This is a genomic window from Pseudomonas sp. GM74 (genome assembly GCF_000282455.1).
Classification (GTDB): Bacteria; Pseudomonadota; Gammaproteobacteria; order Pseudomonadales; family Pseudomonadaceae; genus Aquipseudomonas.
In genome coordinates, this window is sequence record NZ_AKJG01000054.1 from 112,897 (window position 1) to 132,539 (window position 19,643).

The window sequence follows — 19,643 nt, forward strand, 5'->3', positions numbered from 1 at the left end:
TGTCATGAAGTCTGCACTGATTGTGGAAGATCATCCGGTGGTTCGATCCATGATCAAACTCGTACTCAAGGGTGAAGGATTCAAGAGTATTTACGAAGCCTCCCGTGGCGATGAGGTCCTGGCGTTGCTCCGGGAGCATCGACCGGATGTCGTGCTGCTTGATCTGGGGCTTCCCGGTGTGGCGGGGCTTGAGGTGATGGACCGTATCAAGGCCGAACAGACGCGATGCCGCGTGGTGGTGTTCACTTCACTGGAGGCCCAGTTCTATCAGGACCGCTGCATGCGTGCCGGGGCTTTTGCCTATGTTTCCAAGAGCAAGGACCTGGATGACTTGAGGGCGGCGGTGAATTGCGTGATGGCCGGCTACACCTATTTCGCCCAGATTCCCTCGAGCTCCGTGTCGATGGGGGAGTTGCAACGCAGCGAAAAGCAGTTGATCGACAGGCTCACCAATCGTGAGTTGACCGTTTTGCAGTACCTGGCCCGGGGTTCGAAAAACCTGGAAATCGCCGAGATCATGCACCTGAGCTACAAGACCGTCAGTACCTACAAAACCCGACTCACCCTCAAGCTCAACGTGAGCTCGTCGGTGCATTTGAGGGATTTCGCCCTGCGCAATCATCTGATCTGAATGAACACACTCCGACGACTGGCAGGTGGGGTGCTGATCGGCCTTCTTCTCTGGGCATCGACGGTCTGTGCGCAACAGTCGTTGACCCTGTTGGGGCGCTCGAGCGTCGAAGGCCTGAGTGTCGGGTTGTCGGAAACCGAGTCGCGCTGGCTACAGCAAAAGGGCCGATTGGTGCTGGCTGTCTCGGCGCCGGACTATCCCCCCTTCGAGTTCAACACGGCGGGCAAGGTATTCGAAGGCGTGACCGCCGATTACGCCGGGTTGCTCGAACAATTGTTGAACGTCGTCATCGATGTCCGACGCTATCCGTCCCGGGCCGACGCGGTGCAGGCCATCAAGGAAGGGCAGGCAGACCTGCTGGGAACGGCCAACCGGTTTGAAGCCGAAGATCCACAGCTACAGATGTCCAGCGCCTATGCGGTCGATCAACCGGTGCTGGTCACCCGCACCGATTTCCCTCCGGTACTCGACCCGACGCTGGCCGGCAAGCGGCTGGTGATGCTGTATCACTACCTGCCCGAATACAGCGTGCAGCAGTTCTATTCCAGGGCGCAGGTCCAGTTGTTTCCCTCGACGTTGGCGGCGATGGGCGCCGTGGCGTTCGGCCAGGCCGATGTCTACCTGGGGGATGCGATCAATGCCCATTACCTGATCAGCAGGAATAACCTGGACAACGTGCACCTGACGGACTTCTCGCCCATGGAGTCCGGGCGTTTTGCCTTTGCAATGGCCCGCGACAATGACTCGCTGTTGCGCATCGTCAACAAGGCGCTGGCGGCCATCTCCACCAATGAGCAAATGAATATCCTGCGTCGCTGGGGGGCAAACGGGGTGTCTATCCCCGGCACCCAGTCATTGCAATTGAGCGTGGCCGAACAGCGCTGGCTCGAACGTCATCCACGGGTGAAGGTCGCGATCAACGAAAATATCCCGCCGATTTCATTTGTCGACAGCGAAGGCAAGTTCCGCGGTATTGGCGTCGATGTGCTGACGAAAATCAGTTTGCGCACCGGCTTGCAATTTGACATCCGGGGCATGAAGTCGGTGGCCGAGATGATGACCGGCATCAAGAGCGGGCAGATCGATGTCCTGGCCGGTATCGGCCTCAGTTCCCAGCGTGAAGATGAGTTGCTGTTCACCCGCGCGTTTCTGAGTAGCCCTTCGGTGCTGGTGACCCGCGTGGATACGGACAGCCCCAGGACGCTGGATGACATGGCGGGAAGGACGTTGGCGCTGACCCAGGGCAACATTGTCGGCGAATACATTCGCCAGCGTTACCCGCAGATCCAGCTGGTGGATGCGCCCCTGTCGACCGATGCCATGGAAATGGTCGCCCAGGGCAAGACCCTGGGGGGCATCAACTCCCTGATCAGCGCCCGTTACCTGATTTCCCGGCAGTATCGCGATCGCCTGCAAGTGACCAGCACCGTGGGCACCGACCCGGCACGAAGCACCCTGGCGACCAGCCGCGAGGCCGCCGAACTGCATTCGATCCTGGACAAGGCGCTGTTGAGCATCCCCCCCGAAGAAATTGACGAGCTGACCCAGCCCTGGCGCTATGACGCCATGGTCGAGCAGAGCTATTGGCTACGACACCGGCAGGCGATCGTGCAGGCGTTTGCGCTGGCGGGTGTCTTGCTGTTGCTCGCGTTGGCCGGGATCGTCTGGCAGCGGCGGCAGATTCGCCAGCGCCAGCAATTGCTTGGGCAATTGCAGGAAGCGAAGGACGCGGCGGACGACGCCAACCGGGCCAAGACCACGTTCCTGGCCACCATGAGCCATGAAATACGCACGCCGATGAACGCGCTGATCGGTATGCTCGAACTGGCACTGAAACGGGCCGATGAAGGGGAGACCGACCGCGCCGCCATCGAGGTGGCGTCCAACGCCGGGCAACAATTGCTGGATTTGATCGGCGACATTCTGGACGTCGCCCGGATCGAATCCGGGCATTTGTCGCTGGCGCCGGAGCGGGTCAATCTGCAGGCGCTGGTGACGTCGGTCTGCCGGGTTTTCGAAGGGCTGGCGCTGCAGAAAAATCTGCAGTGGCGGGTCGAACTCGACGAACACAGTGACTGTGACGTGATGCTCGATCCCACGCGCTTCAAACAAGTGCTGTCCAATCTGCTGAGCAATGCGATCAAGTTCACCCGGGAAGGCCAGGTGCGCCTGATGCTGAGAGTGCGACCTCAAGCCCCGGCGCACCTCGCGGTCAGCGTGCAGATAGAGGACAGCGGCATCGGTATCAGCGCGCTCGACCAGCAACGCCTGTTCAACCCGTTCGTGCAGGCGGGCAACAACCAACAGAGCGCCCGGCAAGGTTCCGGCCTGGGGCTGGTGATCAGTCGTACCCTGTGCGAAATGATGGGCGGCCGGTTGCAACTCGACAGCCAGCCTGGGCACGGGACGCGGGTCGACATCAGCCTGGTGCTGCCCGCCCTGCAAGCGTTACCCGTGGGGGGCAAGCCCCTGGATCCGGCGCAGCTCACGACCCGGGCGTTGTCGATTCTGGTGGTCGACGACTATCCGGCCAACCGCCTGTTGCTTTCGCGGCAGCTGGGCTACCTGGGCCATCGCGTGGCGCTGGCTGAAGACGGGGCGCAGGGGCTTGAACAGTGGCGCGGGCAAGGGTTCGATCTGGTCATCACTGATTGCAACATGCCGCAGCTCAGTGGGTACGAACTGGCGGGCGCGATACGTGAGCAAGAGCGGGAGCAGGGGCTGTCGCCGACGCTGATTCTGGGCTTTACCGCCAATGCGCAGGCCGAGGAGAAGGCCCGGTGTCAGGCGGCGGGCATGGACGATTGCCTGTTCAAGCCCATTCGCCTGGTGGATTTGCAGGCGTGGCTGGCCCAGCGGTTTTCCAGCACACCCTCAACGGCTATCGATGATCCAGGCGTCGCCGAATTCGATTTGAGCGGGCTGGAACGCTATGCGGATGCGGACCGTGAGCTGATCGATCAACTGTTGCACGATCTGGCGCTGAGCAACCGCGAGGATCGCGTGCATTTGCTCGCCTTGCACGCGGGCGCCAATCGCCCCGGCTTGCGGGAGCTCGCGCACCGGATCAAGGGTGGAGCGCTGATGGTGCGAGCGCTCGCCCTGGTCGAGTGTTGCGAACAGCTGGAGCAGGCGTGCAATGACGGCCGCACGGCAAAGATCAACGACGCCGTCGACCGGTTGCAACAAGCCATGGCCCGCCTGGACCGGCGTCTGGAGCAGGATTGAGGCTCAATCCCAGTTCGGTGCGATGCCTTTCGGGCTGGTCAGGCGGTGGCCGCGATCCAGCGTTGCGATCAAGGCCATGTCGGCCTCGTTCAAGGTCAGCTCGCGAGCCTTCAAGTTGCTTTCAAGGTTGGCCCGGCGAGTGGAAGACGGGATCACCGCGTAACCCGATTGCATGGCCCAGGCCAAGGTGATCTGCGCCGGTGTCGCGTGCAGGCGTTCGGCGATCTGCTGGATGAGCGGATCCTTCAGGACTTCACCGTAAGCCAGGGTCATGTATGAGGTGATGCCGATGCCCTGGCTGCGTGCGAACTCGACGACTTCGCGGTTTTGCAGGTAGGGGTGCAGCTCGATCTGGTGGGTGGCGATGTGCTCTGCACCAATGGCCGCGACTGCCTGTTTCATCAGGTCGATGGTGAAGTTGGACACACCGATCTGCCGGGTCAGGCCCAGGCGTTTGGCTTCGAGCAGGGCGCCCATGAATTCTTCGACCGGCACTTGATCGTCCGGCGACGGCCAGTGGATCAGGGTCAGGTCCAGGTAGTCGGTCTGCAGTTTGCGCAGGCTTTCTTTCAGGCTGTCGATCAAACGATCACCGGCCAGGTTGGCGACCCAGATCTTGCTGGTGACGAACAGTTCGTCACGGGCGATACCGCTGGCAGCGATGGCTTCGCCGACGTCGGCTTCGTTCTCGTAGATTTGTGCGGTATCGATCACCCGGTAGCCGAGCGCCAGGGCGGTGCTCACCGAATCGATGACCACCTGGCCCTGCAGGCGAAAAGTACCCAGGCCGAAGGCGGGAATGGACATTGAAGACTCCAGAGGTTGCAGTGGGAATGGGCGGCAGTATCCGCGCCTGCATCCGTGAGAAAAACCGCTGGATTGGCAAAGCAATGTTTACCGTAAATCAAGAATCATCGGCAGTCTGGTGGGGGGATGGTGTCTGATCCGGCGCCTTCGCTGGCAAGCCAGCTCCCACAGGGGAATGCATTCCAAATGTGGGAGCGGGCTTGCTCGCGAAGGCGGCGACTCGGTCTGAAGCCTTACCCCCGGGGATCAAGAATCATGCAAGTGGTGGTCCCCGTCGCGTACAACCGTCCATCCACATCATAAATCCGCCCCTCGGCCAGCGCCGTCGAGCGCCCCAAGTGCACAATCTTGCCCTCGGCCCGCACCGGTCCGCTGGCGTTGTTCAACGCGCGGACGTAGCTGATGCGCAGATCCAGCGTGGTGTAACCCTGGCCTTTTTTCAGTTGCGTATGGACCGCGCAACCCATGCATGAATCCAGCAGGGTCGCGGCATAGCCTCCGTGGACCGTGCCCAGCGGGTTGTAGTGCCGGGCATCCGGCGTGCCCTGGAAGATGAACAGCCCGGTCGACCATTCGATGGGGATGAAATCCATCAGCGTGCCAATCGGCGGGGAGGGCAATTCGCCGTTGCCGATGCCTTCGAAAAACTCGGCGGGGGACAACGCGCTGACCTCGGCCATGGACAGACTGCCGGGCCCGGCGAGGCGGGCGCGCATGGCCTGTTCCTGGGCGATCCATTGGGCGAGGGTGGCGTCGCGGTTGGGGCTTTGCATGACGGAGTCCTCGGTGGGGTCAATATTATGGGTGTAATCAAATTTTATATTATGCCCGAAATAAAATCTCCGCTACCCCTCAATCAGCTAACCGCTTGCCGCTCAAAGCTTGCCGCTGCCCCTATGCAATATCACTGCGGCTGAATTCCTCCCCGAGAAAATCGATCAGCGTGCGCACCGACGGCAGCAACCCTCGACGCGAGGGGAAGATCGCATGGATCACACCGCTCTTCGGTGCCCAGCCCGGCACCAGTTCCACCAGTTGCCCGGCGGCGATTTCATCGCGCACCACTACACTGGGCAGGTGCACGATGCCGATCCCGGCGAGCGCCGCATGGCGCAAGGCCAACAGGTCATCGGTGACCATCCGCGGTGCGTGACGAATCATTGCAGTGTTGCCATCGGCCCCGAACAGTTCCCACTGATATTCGCGCTGCGCCGCGCCCCAGTGCAGGCTCGGCAAGCCGCTGAGGTCGGCCGGGGAGGCTGGAGTCGACAGGCGCGATAAAAAGGCCGGGCTGCCGACCACGCTCTGGGTGCTGTTGCCCAGCACCTTCATCACCATGTCGGTGTTCTCCAGCGGCGGAAAACGTACCCGCAGGGCAATGTCGAAGCCTTCGTGAATCAGGTCGACCCGGCGATTGGTACTCTCGATGAACAATTCCACCAAGGGGTACTTGAGCATGTAGCGGGTCAGCATCGGCCCGACCCAGGAATTGAGCAGCGCCGTCGGGCAACTGACACGCACCAGGCCTTGGGGCTCGGAGCGGTTGCGCTCGATCAGTTCGGCGGCGCTTTCCGCCTCCACTCGCATGGCCAGGCAGCGCTGGTAATAGGCCTGGCCGATTTCCGTCAATGAACAATGCCGGCTGGTGCGGTGCAGCAGGCGCACGCCAAGGCGTTCTTCGAGTTCGGCAATGCGTCGGCTGAGCTTGGACTTGGGCATGTCCAGTGCCCGGCCGGCTGCGGCGAAACCGTGATGCTCCACCACTTGGGTGAAGTAGTAGAGGGTGTTGAGGTCTTCCACCATCGTTCTCCAAATAGAACGCTAAAGCCGATTTTTGCAGTCTAGCGCAGCAAAGGTCACGGTTTTAAGCTTTGTCCATGGCTTCACTCACCTCATCAGGAGACACCATGAAAAACATCATCGGTATCTACACCAGTCCACGGACCCATTGGGTCGGCGACGGTTTTCCGGTTCGCACGCTGTTTTCCTACGACAACCTGGGCAAGCACATCAGCCCGTTCCTGTTGCTGGATCACGCCGGCCCCGCTGAATTCACCCCGACCAGCGAGCGACGTGGCGTTGGTCAGCATCCTCATCGTGGCTTCGAAACCGTGACTATCGTTTACAAGGGCGAACTGGAGCATCGGGACTCCACCGGCAGTGGCGGCAAGATCGGCCCCGGCGATGTGCAATGGATGACCGCTGCCTCGGGGATCCTGCATGAAGAGTTTCACTCCGAAGGTTTCGCCAAAAGCGGTGGCACCCTGGAGATGGTGCAATTGTGGGTCAACCTGCCGGCCAGGGACAAAATGGCCGACCCCGGCTACCAGACGATTCTCGACCGTGACATCCCGGCCATCGCCTTGAAGGACAACGCCGGCAGCCTGCGCCTGATCGCCGGTGAGTTCGACGGCCACAAGGGCGCGGCGCGCACCTTCACCCCGGTCGACGTGTGGGACATTCGTTTGAATGCCGGCAAGTTGCTCACCCTTGACCTGCATGAAGGGCGCAACACCGCACTGGTGGTGCTGCGCGGCACGGTTCAGGTCAACGGCCTGGAATCGGTGCGCCAAGGGCAACTGGCCTTGTTCGACCGCAAGGGCGATCAGTTGACCCTCGAAGCCAGTGAAGACGCGGTGGTGCTGTTGCTCAGCGGCGAACCGATCGACGAGCCGATCGTCGGTCACGGCCCGTTCGTGATGAACACCGAGCAAGAAATCCACCAGGCCTTCGCCGACTTCCAGTCCGGCCGCTTCGGCCGTATGCACGCTTAATTCGCAGCGCTTCAACACCCGACTCTACACAGGATGAGTAGGCCGGTTTTCAGGCCAGGGATGGCTGTTGCCCAAAAGAAAGAGGAAACGCACATGAACACTGTCTACGCGGCCAACTTCAACGGCCAAAAACCGACCATCGACCCCAACGACAGCGCGATGCTGTTGATCGATCACCAGAGCGGACTGTTCCAGATCGTCAAGGACATGGACGTGCCCCAACTGCGCGCCAACGCCATTGCCCTGGCCAAGGCCGCGACCCTGCTGAAGATGCCGGTGATCACCACCGCTTCCGTTCCCCAGGGGCCGAACGGGCCGTTGATCCCGGAAATCCACGAGGCTGCACCCCACGCGCAATACGTGGCGCGCAAAGGTGAAATCAACGCCTGGGACAACCCGGAGTTTCACGCGGCGGTCAAAGCCACCGGCAAGAAAACCCTGGTGATCGCCGGCACCTTGACCAGCGTGTGCCTGGCGTTCCCGTCCATCGCCGCCGTGCATGAAGGCTACAAGGTGTTTGCCGTGGTCGACGCCTCCGGCAACCACTCGAAACTGGCCACTGATCTGACCGTTGCCCGCCTGGCCCAGGCCGGGGTGGTGCCGATCGACATCATGGCGACGCTCTCTGAGCTGCAAGGCTCGTGGAACCGTCCGGATGCCGAGCAGTGGGCCGCTGTCTACGCCCAGGCCATGCCGCATTATCAATTGCTGATCGAGAGTTACCTCAAGGCCCAGCAAGTGGCGAACGAACACGAGGCGCTGGATTCCCAGCGCTAACTGGCTGCCCCATGCCGATCTGCGAGGACTATTGCCCCGCGACTGGCGCAACGATATCGAAGGGTTGGGCACGCTGTTCACCAACCATATTCCGGACTACCGCAACCTGATGACGTGCTACAGCAAATAGTCCAGCTACGACGATCCCTGTGGGAGCGGGCTTGCCCGCGAAAGCGGTGTGTCAAACAACATAAACGTTGCCTGACACTCCGCCTTCGCGGGCAAGCCCGCTCCCACAGGTTCTTCAGTGTGTTCTGCCAGACGTGTTCATCCAGTGAAATCAATTGCTCCTACACTAGTGCCAATCCATGCGATCTTCGCGTCATTGACCCTGGCTGGAGTTGCTTGATGCTGTCATTGCTCACCGAACACCCATTGATCTGCGCCATGGTGCTGATCCTGATCGATCTCGGGTTGTGGTACTTGCTCAGCGCCGCTAGCAGTGCCTGGCGGCTGCTGGTGCGGGTGGTGATTTTTTCGTTGTTCAGCCTGCTGTTGTTCAACGAAGGCCTGAACCCGATGGAGCCAGCGCCCTGGGCCGACAACGTACCCTTGCATCTGGCGGCCACCGGCTTGCAGATCGGCTGGTGGTTGTTCGGTGCGAGGACCCTGACCGTGCTGATCGGCGCAGTGATGATGCAACGGGTCGGGCATACCGGGCGATTGCTTCAGGATCTGCTCGGTGCGGTGATTTTCCTGATCGCGATCATTGCCGCCCTGGCCTATGTGCTCGATCTGCCGGTCAAGGGCGTGCTGGCGACGTCCGGTGCATTGGCGATCATCGTCGGCCTGGCCTTGCAAAGTACCCTCAGCGACGTATTCTCCGGGATCGTCCTGAACACCACCAAGCCTTATCAACTGGATGACTACATCTCCATTGATGGCATGGAGGGCAAGGTGACCGACATCGACTGGCGTGCCACGCGCATGCAAACCTCTCAAGGCAGCATGGCGGTGATTCCCAATTCACTGGCGGCCAAGGCCAAGATCATCAACTTCAGTCGGCCGAGCGATATTTTCGGCATATCCATTTCTGTGGAACTAAGTCCGCATGCGCGGCCGAACACCGTGATCGATGCCCTGGAACGTGCCATGCAGGGCTGTCGCCTGCTGCTGGATAAACCAGCGCCTCACGTCGCCCTGAAAAACGCCAGCAGCGCCGGGGTGGAATACGAAATCAGCGGGTTTGTCGCATCGATGAGCGAGAAGCGCGAGGTGCGTAATCAACTATACGATCTGGCCTACCGGCACTTACAGGCATCCGGGGTCAATTTGTTGTCAAGCGTGGAGCCCGACCCGCCGGTCAACTTGACACGGCAGCGGGCGTTACTGGACAGCTCGCCGATTTTCTCCACCTTGCGTCAGGAAGAGAAAGACACCTTCAGCCAGAACATGACCTTGCAATCGTTCCGCACCGGGGAAACGATCCTGGAGGCGGGGGAGGTCAGCGATCACTTGTACATCATTGAGTCCGGGGTGGTCTCGGTGACGTTGATGCGCCACGGAGCGCCATTCGAATCCGGCCGCATGGGGCCAGGGGAGGTGATCGGCGAGGCAGGTATTCTGACCGACAGCGCGCTGCCTGCGCAGTTCACCGCCAAGACTTTCTGTGGCCTGTACCGCATCGAAAAGTCCTACCTCAAGCCATGCCTGGATGCCCGTCACGACATCAGCGATGCAATGAAAACCTTGCTCGATTACCGGCTGCACAAAGCGAAAACCCTGACTCAGGACTTGCCGGTGACGGTGGCGAAAAAGGGCTTTTTGCAGTGGTTGCGCAATCGGGTTTGAATTCGGTGGTGAATGGCCGCTGCGCGGATCGCGAGCAAGCTCGCTCCCACATTTGAGCACATTTCCCTGTGCGAGCTTGCTCGCGATGACGGCAGTGAATTCACCAAAAGTGAAGAGTGAAACCCATCACACCCGCGCCAATGGCCTCCTCGACTTCTGGAAGATTGGCTATTTGTGCAGACCGGTCGTGGGACTAACGTAGTGACACACCCACTTGCCCTGGAGCACGTCATGCAACCCCGTATCGATTTCTACACTGCCAGCCCTGACGCCCTCAAGGCGATGATCGCCCTGGAAACAGCAGTGTCGAAGCTGCCGCTGGAAAAAAACCTGATTGAACTGGTCAAGCTGCGTGCCTCGCAGATCAACGGCTGTGCCTTCTGCATCGACATGCACACCGCCGATGCGATCAAGGGTGGCGAAACCCCGCGTCGTCTGTTCGCCGTGACGGCCTGGCGTGAGGCGCCGTTCTTCACCGAACGTGAACGCGCTGCGCTGCTGTGGACTGAATCCCTGACCCAGCTCAGCCTGACCCACGCCCCGGACGAAGACTACGAAGTGGTCAGCGCGCAGTTCACGCCCAAGGAAATGGTCGACCTGACCGTCGCCATCAGTACCATCAACAGCTGGAATCGCCTGGCGGTCGGCTTCCGTAAAATGCCTCAGGCCTGATTCTCAACAATCCGCCGATGCATCAATGCGCATCGGCACTCGGCGCGGCCGGTGGTTGCACCTTGCGCATCAGGGGCACCATTGCCGTGGCGATGATGAAGCAGACCATGATCATCAAAAATGCATCGCCATAGGTTTGTGTCTGTGCTTCGCGGTAGGTCAGCAACCATAGTTGATGCAGGCTGGCGGTGACCCCGGCGTCACCGCTCTGGCCGAGGGCGGCGAAGTTGTTGCCGACTTGAGATAGCCATTGATTGAGCGCTTCGTTGGTGCTGTTGAGGTTCTCCGCCAACCGGGTGAAATGCAGGTTGGTGCGGTCGTTGAGGATGGTCGCGCACGCAGCGATACCGATAGCCCCGCCCAGGTTGCGCATCAGATTGAACAACCCTGACGCATGTTTGAGTCGTGCCGGCGCCAGGCCGCCGAGCGTCAGCGTCACCGCGGGCGGCACCGCCAGTTGCTGGGCAATCCCGCGAAAAGCTTGCGGCAGCATCAATTCCCTGGCCCCCCAGTCATGGGTGATCGGGCTGAAATCCCACATCGACAAGGCGAACAGCCCAAGGCCGGTCATCATGATCCAGCGCAGGTCGACGCGGTTGGCCAGAAAGGCGTACAGCGGAATCGCCATGATCTGGAACACTCCGGTGGAGAAAACCGCCAGACCAATGTCCAGCGCTCCGTAGCCACGCACCCGACCGAGGAACAGCGGTGTCAGGTAAATGGTGGCGAACAGGCCGATGCCGGTGACGAACGAGAAGAAACAGCCGAGGGCGAAATTGCGATCCTTCAAGGCGCGCAAATCGACAATCGGGTTGGCCACGTGCAGGGTCCGGCCGATGAACGCCAGGCCGGCCAGGCCGCTGATCCACGCCGTGGTCAGGATCGTGTGGTCGCTGAACCAGTTCCAGCGCGGACCTTCTTCGAGGGTGTATTCCAGGCAGCCGAGAAACAGCGCCAGAAACACCATGCTCAAGTAATCCGCGCCTTTGAGCAGCGACAGTTCCGGTTGGTCGATCTTGACCAGCATTGGCACGGCGACAGCGACGAAAATCCCCGGCACCAGGTTGATGTAGAACAGCCAGTGCCAGGACGATATGTCGGTGATCCAGCCACCGATCACCGGTCCCAGGGTTGGTGCCAGGGACGCCACCGCGCCGATGGTGGCGGCAGCGATGACCCGTTGCTTGCCGGTGAAGAACACGAACGCAGTGGTGAACACCAGCGGGATCATCGAGCCGCCAAGAAACCCTTGCAGGGCGCGGAAGGCGATCATGCTCTGGATGTTCCAGGCCACGCCGCACAGCAGGCTGGTCAGGGTGAAACCCACCGCCGATGCACAAAACAGCCAGCGCGTCGAAAATACCCGCGACAGCCAGCCTGACAGCGGGATCACGATGATTTCGGCGATCAGGTAACTGGTTTGCACCCACGCGGTTTCGTCGGTGCCGGCGGAAAGCCCGCCGCCGATGTCACGCAACGAAGCCGAGACGATCTGGATATCCAGGAGCGCAATGAACATGCCGATGCACATGCTGGCAAAGGCGAAGACCTTGGTCGCCGTCGCCATGTTCGCGGCATTGAACGGTTGCGCCGGGGCGGCGAGGGCGCGGCTCATGGCGCGCTGGCCACGGCTGGCGCTTGAGGCTCCTTGCGCGTGTCCACTTCAGCGGTCACCGACAACCCCGGACGCAGGTGGCCGAGCACACTGTCGGCCGGGTCGAGGTGAATCCGCACCGGCACCCGCTGCACGATCTTGGTGAAGTTGCCGGTGGCGTTTTCCGGTGGCAACACACTGAATTGCGAACCGCTGGCGGGGGCGAGGCTGTCCAGGTGACCGTGGAATTCCTGGCCCGATAGCACGTCGGCACGGATCACCACCCGTTGCCCCGGCACCATGTGTGCCAGTTGGTCTTCCTTGAAGTTGGCATCAACCCACAGACCGCTGGTCGGCACCACCGAGAGTAATTGTGAGCCGGCCTGAGCATAGGCACCGACCCGGGCCCGGCGATTGCCGATCACACCATCGACCGGCGCCTTCAGTTCGGTGTAGCCGACATTCAATTGCGCCAGGTCGCGCTCGGCCCTGGCCTGGATCAAGGCGGCCCGGGCTTGTTGTTTCTGGGTGTCGATCACGTTCAACTGACGTTGCGCGGCCAGCAGTTCGGCCTGGGCGCGGTTGCTTTGGGCCTGGGCCGTCTTGAACGTGGTGTTGGCTCGCTGGGCGCTTTCCACCGAGACGGCGTTGGTGATCACCAGTTTTTTGTAGCGGGCATCGTCATCCCGCGAACGGGCGGTTTCGGCACCGGCGGCGTCGATGCCGGCGCGGGCCTGGCCGATGACGGCCTGTTGCAGTTGTTCGGTGGCGTCGAGGTTGGCCAGCAAGGCCTCCTGGGCGGCCACTGCGCCTTCGGCCTTGGCCAGGTTGGCGCGGTAGTCGCGCGAATCGAGACGGATCAGCACGTCGCCGGCCTTGACCTTCTGGTTGTCGGCCACCAGCACTTCGTCGATATAACCCGCCACTTTCGGTCCGATTACCGTTACATCACCGCCGATGTAGGCGTCGTCGGTTTCCTCGATGAAACGCCCGGCCGTCCACCAATGCGTGCCATACACCCCGGCCAGTACCAACGCTGCGATGCCCACTGTTGGCAACAGCAGGCGTTTGAGCAGGGGAGGTTTGGCGGCAGTCACCGGGGCAGCCAGGTCGGGTTCAACGGTGGGCATGCTGGTCATGGAGGGTACCTGTCGGGGCGGCGTTTAATTATGATGATCGTAATATGATATATGTAATATTTCGTGGCAAGTGGTTTTTTCTGCCGGTCGTCAGGTGGGTTGTTCCGAGAGAATGAGATTCTGCGTGCGCTAGAGAACCACTGTGGGAGCGGGCTTGCTCGCGATAGCGGCCGTCCAGTCAACAATGATGGTGCCTGACACGCCGCCATCGCGAGCAAGCTCGCTCCCACAGGGAATCGCTACTGGTTTACTGGAATGAAAAAGGCCGGTGATCTGTGCGATCACCGGCCTTTTTTACAGCTATTGCTTAGACGCGTTCGAAAATCGCCGCAATCCCCTGGCCGCCACCGATGCACATGGTCACCAGTGCATAACGGCCACCGGTGCGATGCAGTTCGTGGATGGCCTTGGTGGCGATGATCGCGCCGGTCGCGCCCACCGGGTGGCCCAGGGCGATGCCCGAACCGTTCGGGTTTACCTTGGCCGGGTCGAGGTCCAGTTCCTGGCTGACGGCACAGGCCTGGGCGGCGAAGGCGATGTTGGCTTCGATCACGTCCAGGTCGGCGACGGTCAGGCCGGCGCGCTTGAGCGCCAGGCGCGTGGCCGGGATCGGGCCCAGGCCCATGAACTCCGGCTCGACGCCGGCGTGGGCGTAGCTGACCAGGCGGGCCAGTGGCTTCAGGTTGTTGGCCTGGACCGCGTTGCCGCTGGCCATGACCAGTGCCGCGGCGCCGTCGTTGAGGCCCGAGGCGTTGCCGGCGGTGACCGAGCCGTCCTTCTTGAACGCCGGCTTCATCGCTGCCAGCTGTTCCAGGGACGTGGCGCGCGGGTGTTCGTCGACGCTGAACAGTTTGACGCCTTTGCGATCCTGGATTTCCACGGTCGCGATCTGCTCGCTGAAGTAGCCGTTGGCAATCGCGTGGGCCGCGCGTTTCTGGTCTTCCAGGGCCAGGGCGTCCTGCATTTCACGGGTGATGCCGTTGCGCGCAGCGACGTTCTCGGCGGTGATGCCCATGTGGATACCATGGAAGGGGTCATGCAGGATGCCGAGCATGTAGTCGATGACCTGGGCGTTGCCCATGCGCGAACCCCAACGGGCGCTCGGCATCAGGTACGGGCCACGACTCATGGATTCGGCACCGGCGCCGACGACGATATCGGCATCGCCCAGCATCAGGGTCTGGGCGGCGTTGATGATCGCCTGCAGGCCCGAACCGCAGAGGCGGTTGACGTTGTAGGCCGGGGTTTCCTTCGGAATGCCGGCGTTCATCGCCGCGACGCGGGAGATGTAGGCATCGCGGGTTTCGGTCGGGATCACGTTGCCCATCACCAGATGGCCAACGAGCGCCGGGTCCACGGCGGCTCGCTCCAGGGCGGCTTTCACGGCCGTGGTCGCGAGGTCGGCCAGTGGCACATCCTTGAGCGAACCACCGAACGTACCGATGGCGGTACGGGCGGCGCTGACGACGTAGATTTCTGGAGTGTTCATGGCTGGTTTCCTTTCGGTGGATTCTTATCTGTACTGCGATTGAGCAGGGCGTTCAAGGCGGTTTTCGCCTCGTCGGTATTCAGGCGCTGGATGAACAGCGTGTTTTCTTCGCGCAGGGTGGCTTCCAGTTCGGCCAGGGAAGCCTGTTTCATCAGCTGCCGGGACTGGCGCAAGGCTTGCTGGGGCATGGCCAGGAAGCGCTGGGCGATTTTTGTCGCCGCCGCCAGGCATTGTTCGCCGTCATCGAAAGCTTCGTTGGCCAGGCCCCAGGCCACCGCTTCGTTGCCGTCCAGGCCATTGCCCAACAGGAGCAGGCTCGCGGCGCGGGCATGGCCGAGGCGGCGGGGCAGCAACAGGCTGGCGCCGAATTCGGGGCACAGGCCGATGTTGACGAACGGCATGCGCAGCTTGGCGTTGCGGGTGACCAGTACCTGATCGCAATGCAGCAGCAAGGTGGTACCGATGCCGATGGCCGCCCCGCAGACTGCCGCGATCAGCGGTTTTTGCAGGCGCGTGACGACCTTCATCAAGTGGAACGCCGGAGCGTCCAGATGAGTGGGCGGATTCTGCAGGAAATCCACCAGGTCATTGCCGCTGGTAAAGCAGGTCGGGCCGCCAGTGATGATGATCACACCGGTCTGCGCGTCTTCGTCGGCGGCCTGCAACAGGTCGGCCAGCTGCGTGTACATGGCGTTGTTCAGCGCATTGAGCTTGTCCGGACGCTCGATGGTCAGCGTCAACACGCCGTCGTGTCGCTCGTGTTTGATCAGGTCGGTCATCGCAGGCTCTGCAGGGTCGGTTCAGGGCTGCCACTTTAAGCGCCGGACAAACTCCGGATCTATGGCAAAACGGGTCAACTGCACTGCCGCTTTTTGCCATGTCGGTGTGCCAAAAGCGACACACACCCATTCGGGGTATGGCCGCGCCCGGCGAATCGACCAATAGTGGGGGCATCCGCTCATCCAGAGCCGAACTCGCTATAAGGTGCATTTGCTATGGGCAAGACGCTGCTTAAGGTGATTTCCAGTCTGTTTGTTGTACCGCTGACCTTTCATGCCCACGCCGCTCAAGTGGACGACAGCAATACGCTGCGGCTGTACAACTGGGCGGATTACATCGGTGAAAAAACCGTGGCCGACTTCGAAAAGGCCACCGGCATCAAGGTCATCTACGACACCTTCGATGCCTACGAAACGGTGCAGGCCAAATTGCTCACCGGCCACTCCGGCTATGACCTGATTGTGTTGAACGCGTCCCTGGCGCCACCGCTGATCAAGGCCAAGGTGTTCCAGCCGCTGGACAAGAAACAGCTGCCGGGCTGGGCCAACCTGGACCCGAAAGTCCTGGAGGATCTGCAAGGCTATGATCCAGGCACAACGTACTCGGCGCCGTATACCTGGGGCAGCAACGGTGTCACCTACAACGTCGACAAGATCAAGGAACGCATGCCGGACGCGCCGATCGGCTCGCTGGCGATGATCTTCGATCCGAAGATCGTCTCGCGCTTCGCCGATTGCGGCGTGACCCTGCTCGATGCCCCGACCGAAGTCATTCCCATGGCCCTGAAGTACCTGGGGCGTGATCCACGCAGCGCCGCACCGGAAGATCTGAAAGCCGCCCAGGACTTGCTGCTGTCGGTGCGGCCGTACATCCGCAAGTTCGACTCGGTCAATTACCTGACCAGCCTGCCTAACGGCGATGTGTGCATGGCCATGACCTGGTCCGGCGACTACGCCACCGCCATGGCCCGCGCCGCAGAAGCCAAGAAGAAGATCGACCTGGCCTACTTCATCCCCAAGGAAGGCTCGCTGATCTGGTTCGACAACATGTACATCCCGGCCGACGCGCCCCACGTCGCCAATGCCCACAAGTTTCTTGAGTACCTGATGCAGCCGCAGGTGATGGCGGACGTGAGTGACTTCATCAACTACGCCAACAGTAACGCCGCCGCCACGCCGTTGTTGAACGCCGATGTGCGCAACAACCCGGCGATTTACCCCGACGCGCAAACCCGCGAGCGGCTGTTTCCGCAGAAGACCCAGGACGCCAAGGACATGCGGGCGATTACCCGGGTCTGGAGTACCGTGAAAAGCGGCATCTGATGGGTTCGATCGTTAGTCAATTCGGTTAGAGGTTTATTTATGGCGACGCCAACACGCAGCATTTTTTCCCCGGCGGACGAGTCCCGACTGGTCAAGGCCGACAAGGCCCATCACATGCACGGCTATCACGTGTTCGACGAACACGCCGAGCAGGGCTCGTTGAACATCGTCGCAGGCGTAGGCGCCTACATCTACGACACCCAGGGCAACCGCTTTCTCGATGCGGTGGGCGGCATGTGGTGCACCAACATCGGTTTGGGCCGTGAGGAAATGGCCGAGGCCATCGCCGATCAGGTACGGCAACTGGCCTATTCCAATCCGTTTTCCGACATGTCGAACAACGTGGCGATTCAGCTGTGCGAAAAACTCGCCAGCCTGGCCCCCGGCGATCTCGACCATGTGTTCCTGACCACGGGCGGCTCCACCGCCGTGGACACCGCCTACCGGCTGATCCAGTACTACCAGAACTGCCGTGGCAAACCCGAGAAGAAGCACGTCATTGCGCGGTTCAACGCCTATCACGGCTCCACCACCCTGACCATGTCGATCGGCAACAAGGCCGCCGACCGGGTGCCGGAGTTCGATTACGCCAACCCGCTGATCCACCACGTCTCCAACCCGAACCCGTACCGCGCGCCGGACGGCATGGACGAGGCGCAGTTCCTCGAGTTCCTGGTCAAGGAGTTCGAAGAAAAGATCCTGTCGATTGGCGCGGACAAGGTCGCCGGGTTCTTCGCCGAGCCGATCATGGGCTCGGGCGGGGTGATCATTCCGCCCCGGGGCTATCTCAAGCGCATGTGGGACGTCTGCCAGCGCTACGACATCCTGTTCGTCGCCGACGAGGTGGTGACCTCGTTCGGGCGCCTGGGCAAGTTCTTTGCCTCCTATGATGTGTTCGACGTGCAGCCCGACATCATCACCACTGCCAAGGGCCTGACCTCGGCCTACTTGCCGCTGGGCGCGTGCATCTTTTCCGACCGTATCTGGAAAGTCATCGCCGAGCCGGGCAAGGGCCGCTGCTTCACCCACGGCTTCACCTACAGCGGGCATCCGGTGTGCTGCACGGCGGCGCTGAAGAACATCGAAATCATCGAGCGGGAAAACCTGCTGGCCCATGTCGACACGGTGGGGGCTTATCTGGAAGAGCGTCTGGCAACCCTGCGGGACTTGCCGCTGGTGGGGGATGTGCGCTGCCAGAAACTCATGGCCTGCGTGGAGTTCGTCGCCGATAAACGCACCAAGGCGCTGTTCCCCGACGAGATCAACATTGGCGAGAAGATCCACGTGCGGGCACAGGCCCGGGGCTTGCTGGTGCGACCGATCATGCACCTCAACGTGATGTCGCCACCGCTGATCCTGACGTTTGCCCAGGTCGATGAAATCGTCGAGACCTTGCGCACATGCATTCTCGAAGTGGCGGCCGAGCTTGAGCAGAGCGGCCAGTACTTCGGCCAATGAACTCGCTGAACAGGCTATTACCAAGGGCCTGCGCACCCGCTAGACTGCGGGGCATGAGCAAACCAGACGACGATACGCTGATTGCGATGCCCTTCGGGGCGTTGCACAAATGGCATGGGGGAATGCGCGAGGCATTCGCCCATGTCGATGAGCCTGACGCCCTGCAGTACCTGGCGTCAGCGTTGGCGCAGCTGGTGTCCGTGGAGTCGATGATGATCAGCCTGGAGCGCAAGGACCGCGCACCACAGCTGCTGCATCAGCGCGGGATTGCCCAGGAGTATCAGGTCTCGATTCTTGAGCGCTATTTTTCCGGGGGCTATTTGCTTGACCCCTTCTGCCTGGCGGTGGAGCAGGGGTTGGCGCAAGGCTTCTATCACCTGGAGGAAATCGCCCCGGACAACTTCTTCGACAGTGACTACTACAAATCCTATTACCTGAAGGCGGGCTGTTCGGAAGACAGCTACTACATCGTCGATACCGGCAATGACACGAAGATTTCCGTCAGTCTCTATCAGGGTTTCGGCGGTGAATGCCTGAGCGACGAACAGTTGAACCTGCTGCGAGCCGTCGAACCGCTGGTGCGTGAATTTATCAGCGAGTTCAGCCAGCGTGGACTGCTGCGCAGTGCCGGGATCGAGCGTGATGACGAGCAAGGCCTGCGCGACGATCTCAAGCATCGGGTTCAGGCCGCGTTCGAGAACTTCGGTTGTGAACTGCTCACCGAGCGCGAGCGGGAAGTGGCGCACATGGTATTGCGCGGGCACTCGGTGAAGTCCACGGCCAGCCAGATGAACATCTCGCCAGAAACCGTACGCATGCACCGCAAGAACCTGTACCTGAAGCTGGAGGTGGGATCGCAGTCGGAGTTGTTTGCGTTGTTTATCGAGTGGTTGCGCAAGCACTGACTTCTCAGGTTTGCCAATAACCTGTGGGAGCGAGCTTGCTCGCGAAGGCTGAGTGTCAGTCAATATTAATGTCGACTGACCCACCGCCTTCGCGAGCAAGCCCGCTCCCACAGGTATTGTGTTTACCGTTTACTTCGGGGTGCTGAGGTTCAAGGTTGGCGTTTCATCGACCCGGTTTCAACAGCTCATTGCGAATCCTGCCTCGCTGAAACTCTATCCGCGCCAGCAGCTTCGAATGTCGGTGTATTTGCGGGTTCGTAACCTCGTTGAGGTTTA

General features: G+C 61.1%; 16 protein-coding genes. 9 read left to right on the forward strand and 7 right to left on the reverse strand.

Annotated features, from left to right (window positions below):
- Positions 1 to 4: 4 nt before the first annotated feature.
- Positions 5 to 631, forward strand: a complete 627-nt coding sequence (locus PMI34_RS14965; protein WP_008049788.1) for a response regulator transcription factor — start codon at positions 5 to 7, stop codon at positions 629 to 631.
- Positions 632 to 3,859: a transporter substrate-binding domain-containing protein gene (locus tag PMI34_RS14960; RefSeq protein ID WP_008049790.1), complete on the forward strand. Its 3,228-nt coding sequence runs from the start codon at positions 632 to 634 to the stop codon at positions 3,857 to 3,859.
- Positions 3,860 to 3,862: 3 nt separating this feature from the next.
- Here the strand turns inward: PMI34_RS14960 and dkgB are convergent, their stop codons facing one another.
- The 3 genes from dkgB to PMI34_RS14945 all read right to left on the reverse strand — a co-directional run bounded on the left by dkgB (position 3,863) and on the right by PMI34_RS14945 (position 6,469).
- Positions 3,863 to 4,666 carry a 2,5-didehydrogluconate reductase DkgB gene (gene dkgB, locus PMI34_RS14955; RefSeq protein ID WP_008049791.1) on the reverse strand — a complete coding sequence of 268 codons (804 nt, stop codon included), beginning with the start codon at positions 4,664 to 4,666 and terminating at the stop codon, positions 3,863 to 3,865.
- Positions 4,667 to 4,899: 233 nt separating this feature from the next.
- Positions 4,900 to 5,439 (reverse strand): PaaI family thioesterase, encoded by a 540-nt coding sequence (locus PMI34_RS14950; protein ID WP_008049792.1) that lies wholly within the window; start codon positions 5,437 to 5,439, stop codon positions 4,900 to 4,902.
- Between the two features lie 121 nt (positions 5,440 to 5,560).
- On the reverse strand, positions 5,561 to 6,469 hold the full coding sequence (locus tag PMI34_RS14945; RefSeq protein WP_008049793.1) for a LysR family transcriptional regulator: 909 nt from the start codon (positions 6,467 to 6,469) through the stop codon (positions 5,561 to 5,563).
- A 104-nt stretch (positions 6,470 to 6,573) separates the two neighbouring features.
- Here PMI34_RS14945 and PMI34_RS14940 point away from each other — a divergent pair, with 104 nt between their 5' ends.
- The 4 genes from PMI34_RS14940 (at position 6,574) to PMI34_RS14925 (ending at position 10,680) form a co-directional block, all read left to right on the forward strand.
- Entirely contained in the window at positions 6,574 to 7,440 is an 867-nt protein-coding gene (locus tag PMI34_RS14940; protein ID WP_008049794.1) for a pirin family protein, read from the forward strand.
- 93 nt (positions 7,441 to 7,533) lie between these two features.
- A complete protein-coding gene (locus PMI34_RS14935; protein WP_008049795.1) occupies positions 7,534 to 8,217 on the forward strand; it encodes an isochorismatase family protein in 684 nt (227 codons plus the stop codon).
- Positions 8,218 to 8,565: 348 nt separating this feature from the next.
- Positions 8,566 to 10,008 (forward strand): mechanosensitive ion channel domain-containing protein, encoded by a 1,443-nt coding sequence (locus tag PMI34_RS14930; protein ID WP_008049796.1) that lies wholly within the window; start codon positions 8,566 to 8,568, stop codon positions 10,006 to 10,008.
- Between the two features lie 231 nt (positions 10,009 to 10,239).
- Positions 10,240 to 10,680 (forward strand): carboxymuconolactone decarboxylase family protein, encoded by a 441-nt coding sequence (locus PMI34_RS14925; RefSeq protein ID WP_008049798.1) that lies wholly within the window; start codon positions 10,240 to 10,242, stop codon positions 10,678 to 10,680.
- A 22-nt stretch (positions 10,681 to 10,702) separates the two neighbouring features.
- Here PMI34_RS14925 and PMI34_RS14920 read toward each other — a convergent pair whose 3' ends face one another.
- The 4 genes from PMI34_RS14920 to PMI34_RS14905 form a co-directional block, all read right to left on the reverse strand.
- The gene (locus PMI34_RS14920; protein ID WP_008049799.1) at positions 10,703 to 12,295 is read right to left on the reverse strand and encodes a DHA2 family efflux MFS transporter permease subunit; all 1,593 of its coding nucleotides are present in this window, start codon (positions 12,293 to 12,295) and stop codon (positions 10,703 to 10,705) included.
- A complete protein-coding gene (locus tag PMI34_RS14915; protein WP_008049800.1) occupies positions 12,292 to 13,413 on the reverse strand; it encodes an HlyD family secretion protein in 1,122 nt (373 codons plus the stop codon). Before PMI34_RS14915 ends, PMI34_RS14920 begins: the two co-directional genes overlap by 4 nt.
- 307 nt (positions 13,414 to 13,720) lie before the next feature.
- On the reverse strand, positions 13,721 to 14,902 hold the full coding sequence (locus PMI34_RS14910; protein WP_008049801.1) for an acetyl-CoA C-acyltransferase family protein: 1,182 nt from the start codon (positions 14,900 to 14,902) through the stop codon (positions 13,721 to 13,723).
- Positions 14,899 to 15,681 (reverse strand): enoyl-CoA hydratase-related protein, encoded by a 783-nt coding sequence (locus PMI34_RS14905; RefSeq protein WP_008049802.1) that lies wholly within the window; start codon positions 15,679 to 15,681, stop codon positions 14,899 to 14,901. The genes PMI34_RS14910 and PMI34_RS14905 overlap by 4 nt, the downstream gene beginning before the upstream one ends.
- A gap of 216 nt (positions 15,682 to 15,897) precedes the next feature.
- Here PMI34_RS14905 and PMI34_RS14900 point away from each other — a divergent pair, with 216 nt between their 5' ends.
- The 3 genes from PMI34_RS14900 to PMI34_RS14890 are packed head-to-tail and all read left to right on the forward strand — an operon-like array spanning position 15,898 to position 19,367.
- Positions 15,898 to 17,004, forward strand: coding sequence for a polyamine ABC transporter substrate-binding protein (locus PMI34_RS14900; RefSeq protein ID WP_008049803.1), 1,107 nt, complete (start codon positions 15,898 to 15,900; stop codon positions 17,002 to 17,004).
- A gap of 39 nt (positions 17,005 to 17,043) precedes the next feature.
- The gene (locus PMI34_RS14895) at positions 17,044 to 18,462 is read left to right on the forward strand and encodes an aminotransferase (protein WP_008049804.1); all 1,419 of its coding nucleotides are present in this window, start codon (positions 17,044 to 17,046) and stop codon (positions 18,460 to 18,462) included.
- Complete coding sequence (locus PMI34_RS14890) at positions 18,459 to 19,367, forward strand: helix-turn-helix transcriptional regulator (protein WP_008049805.1); 909 nt, start codon at positions 18,459 to 18,461, stop codon at positions 19,365 to 19,367. The genes PMI34_RS14895 and PMI34_RS14890 overlap by 4 nt, the downstream gene beginning before the upstream one ends.
- The last annotated feature ends 276 nt before the right edge of the window (positions 19,368 to 19,643 follow it).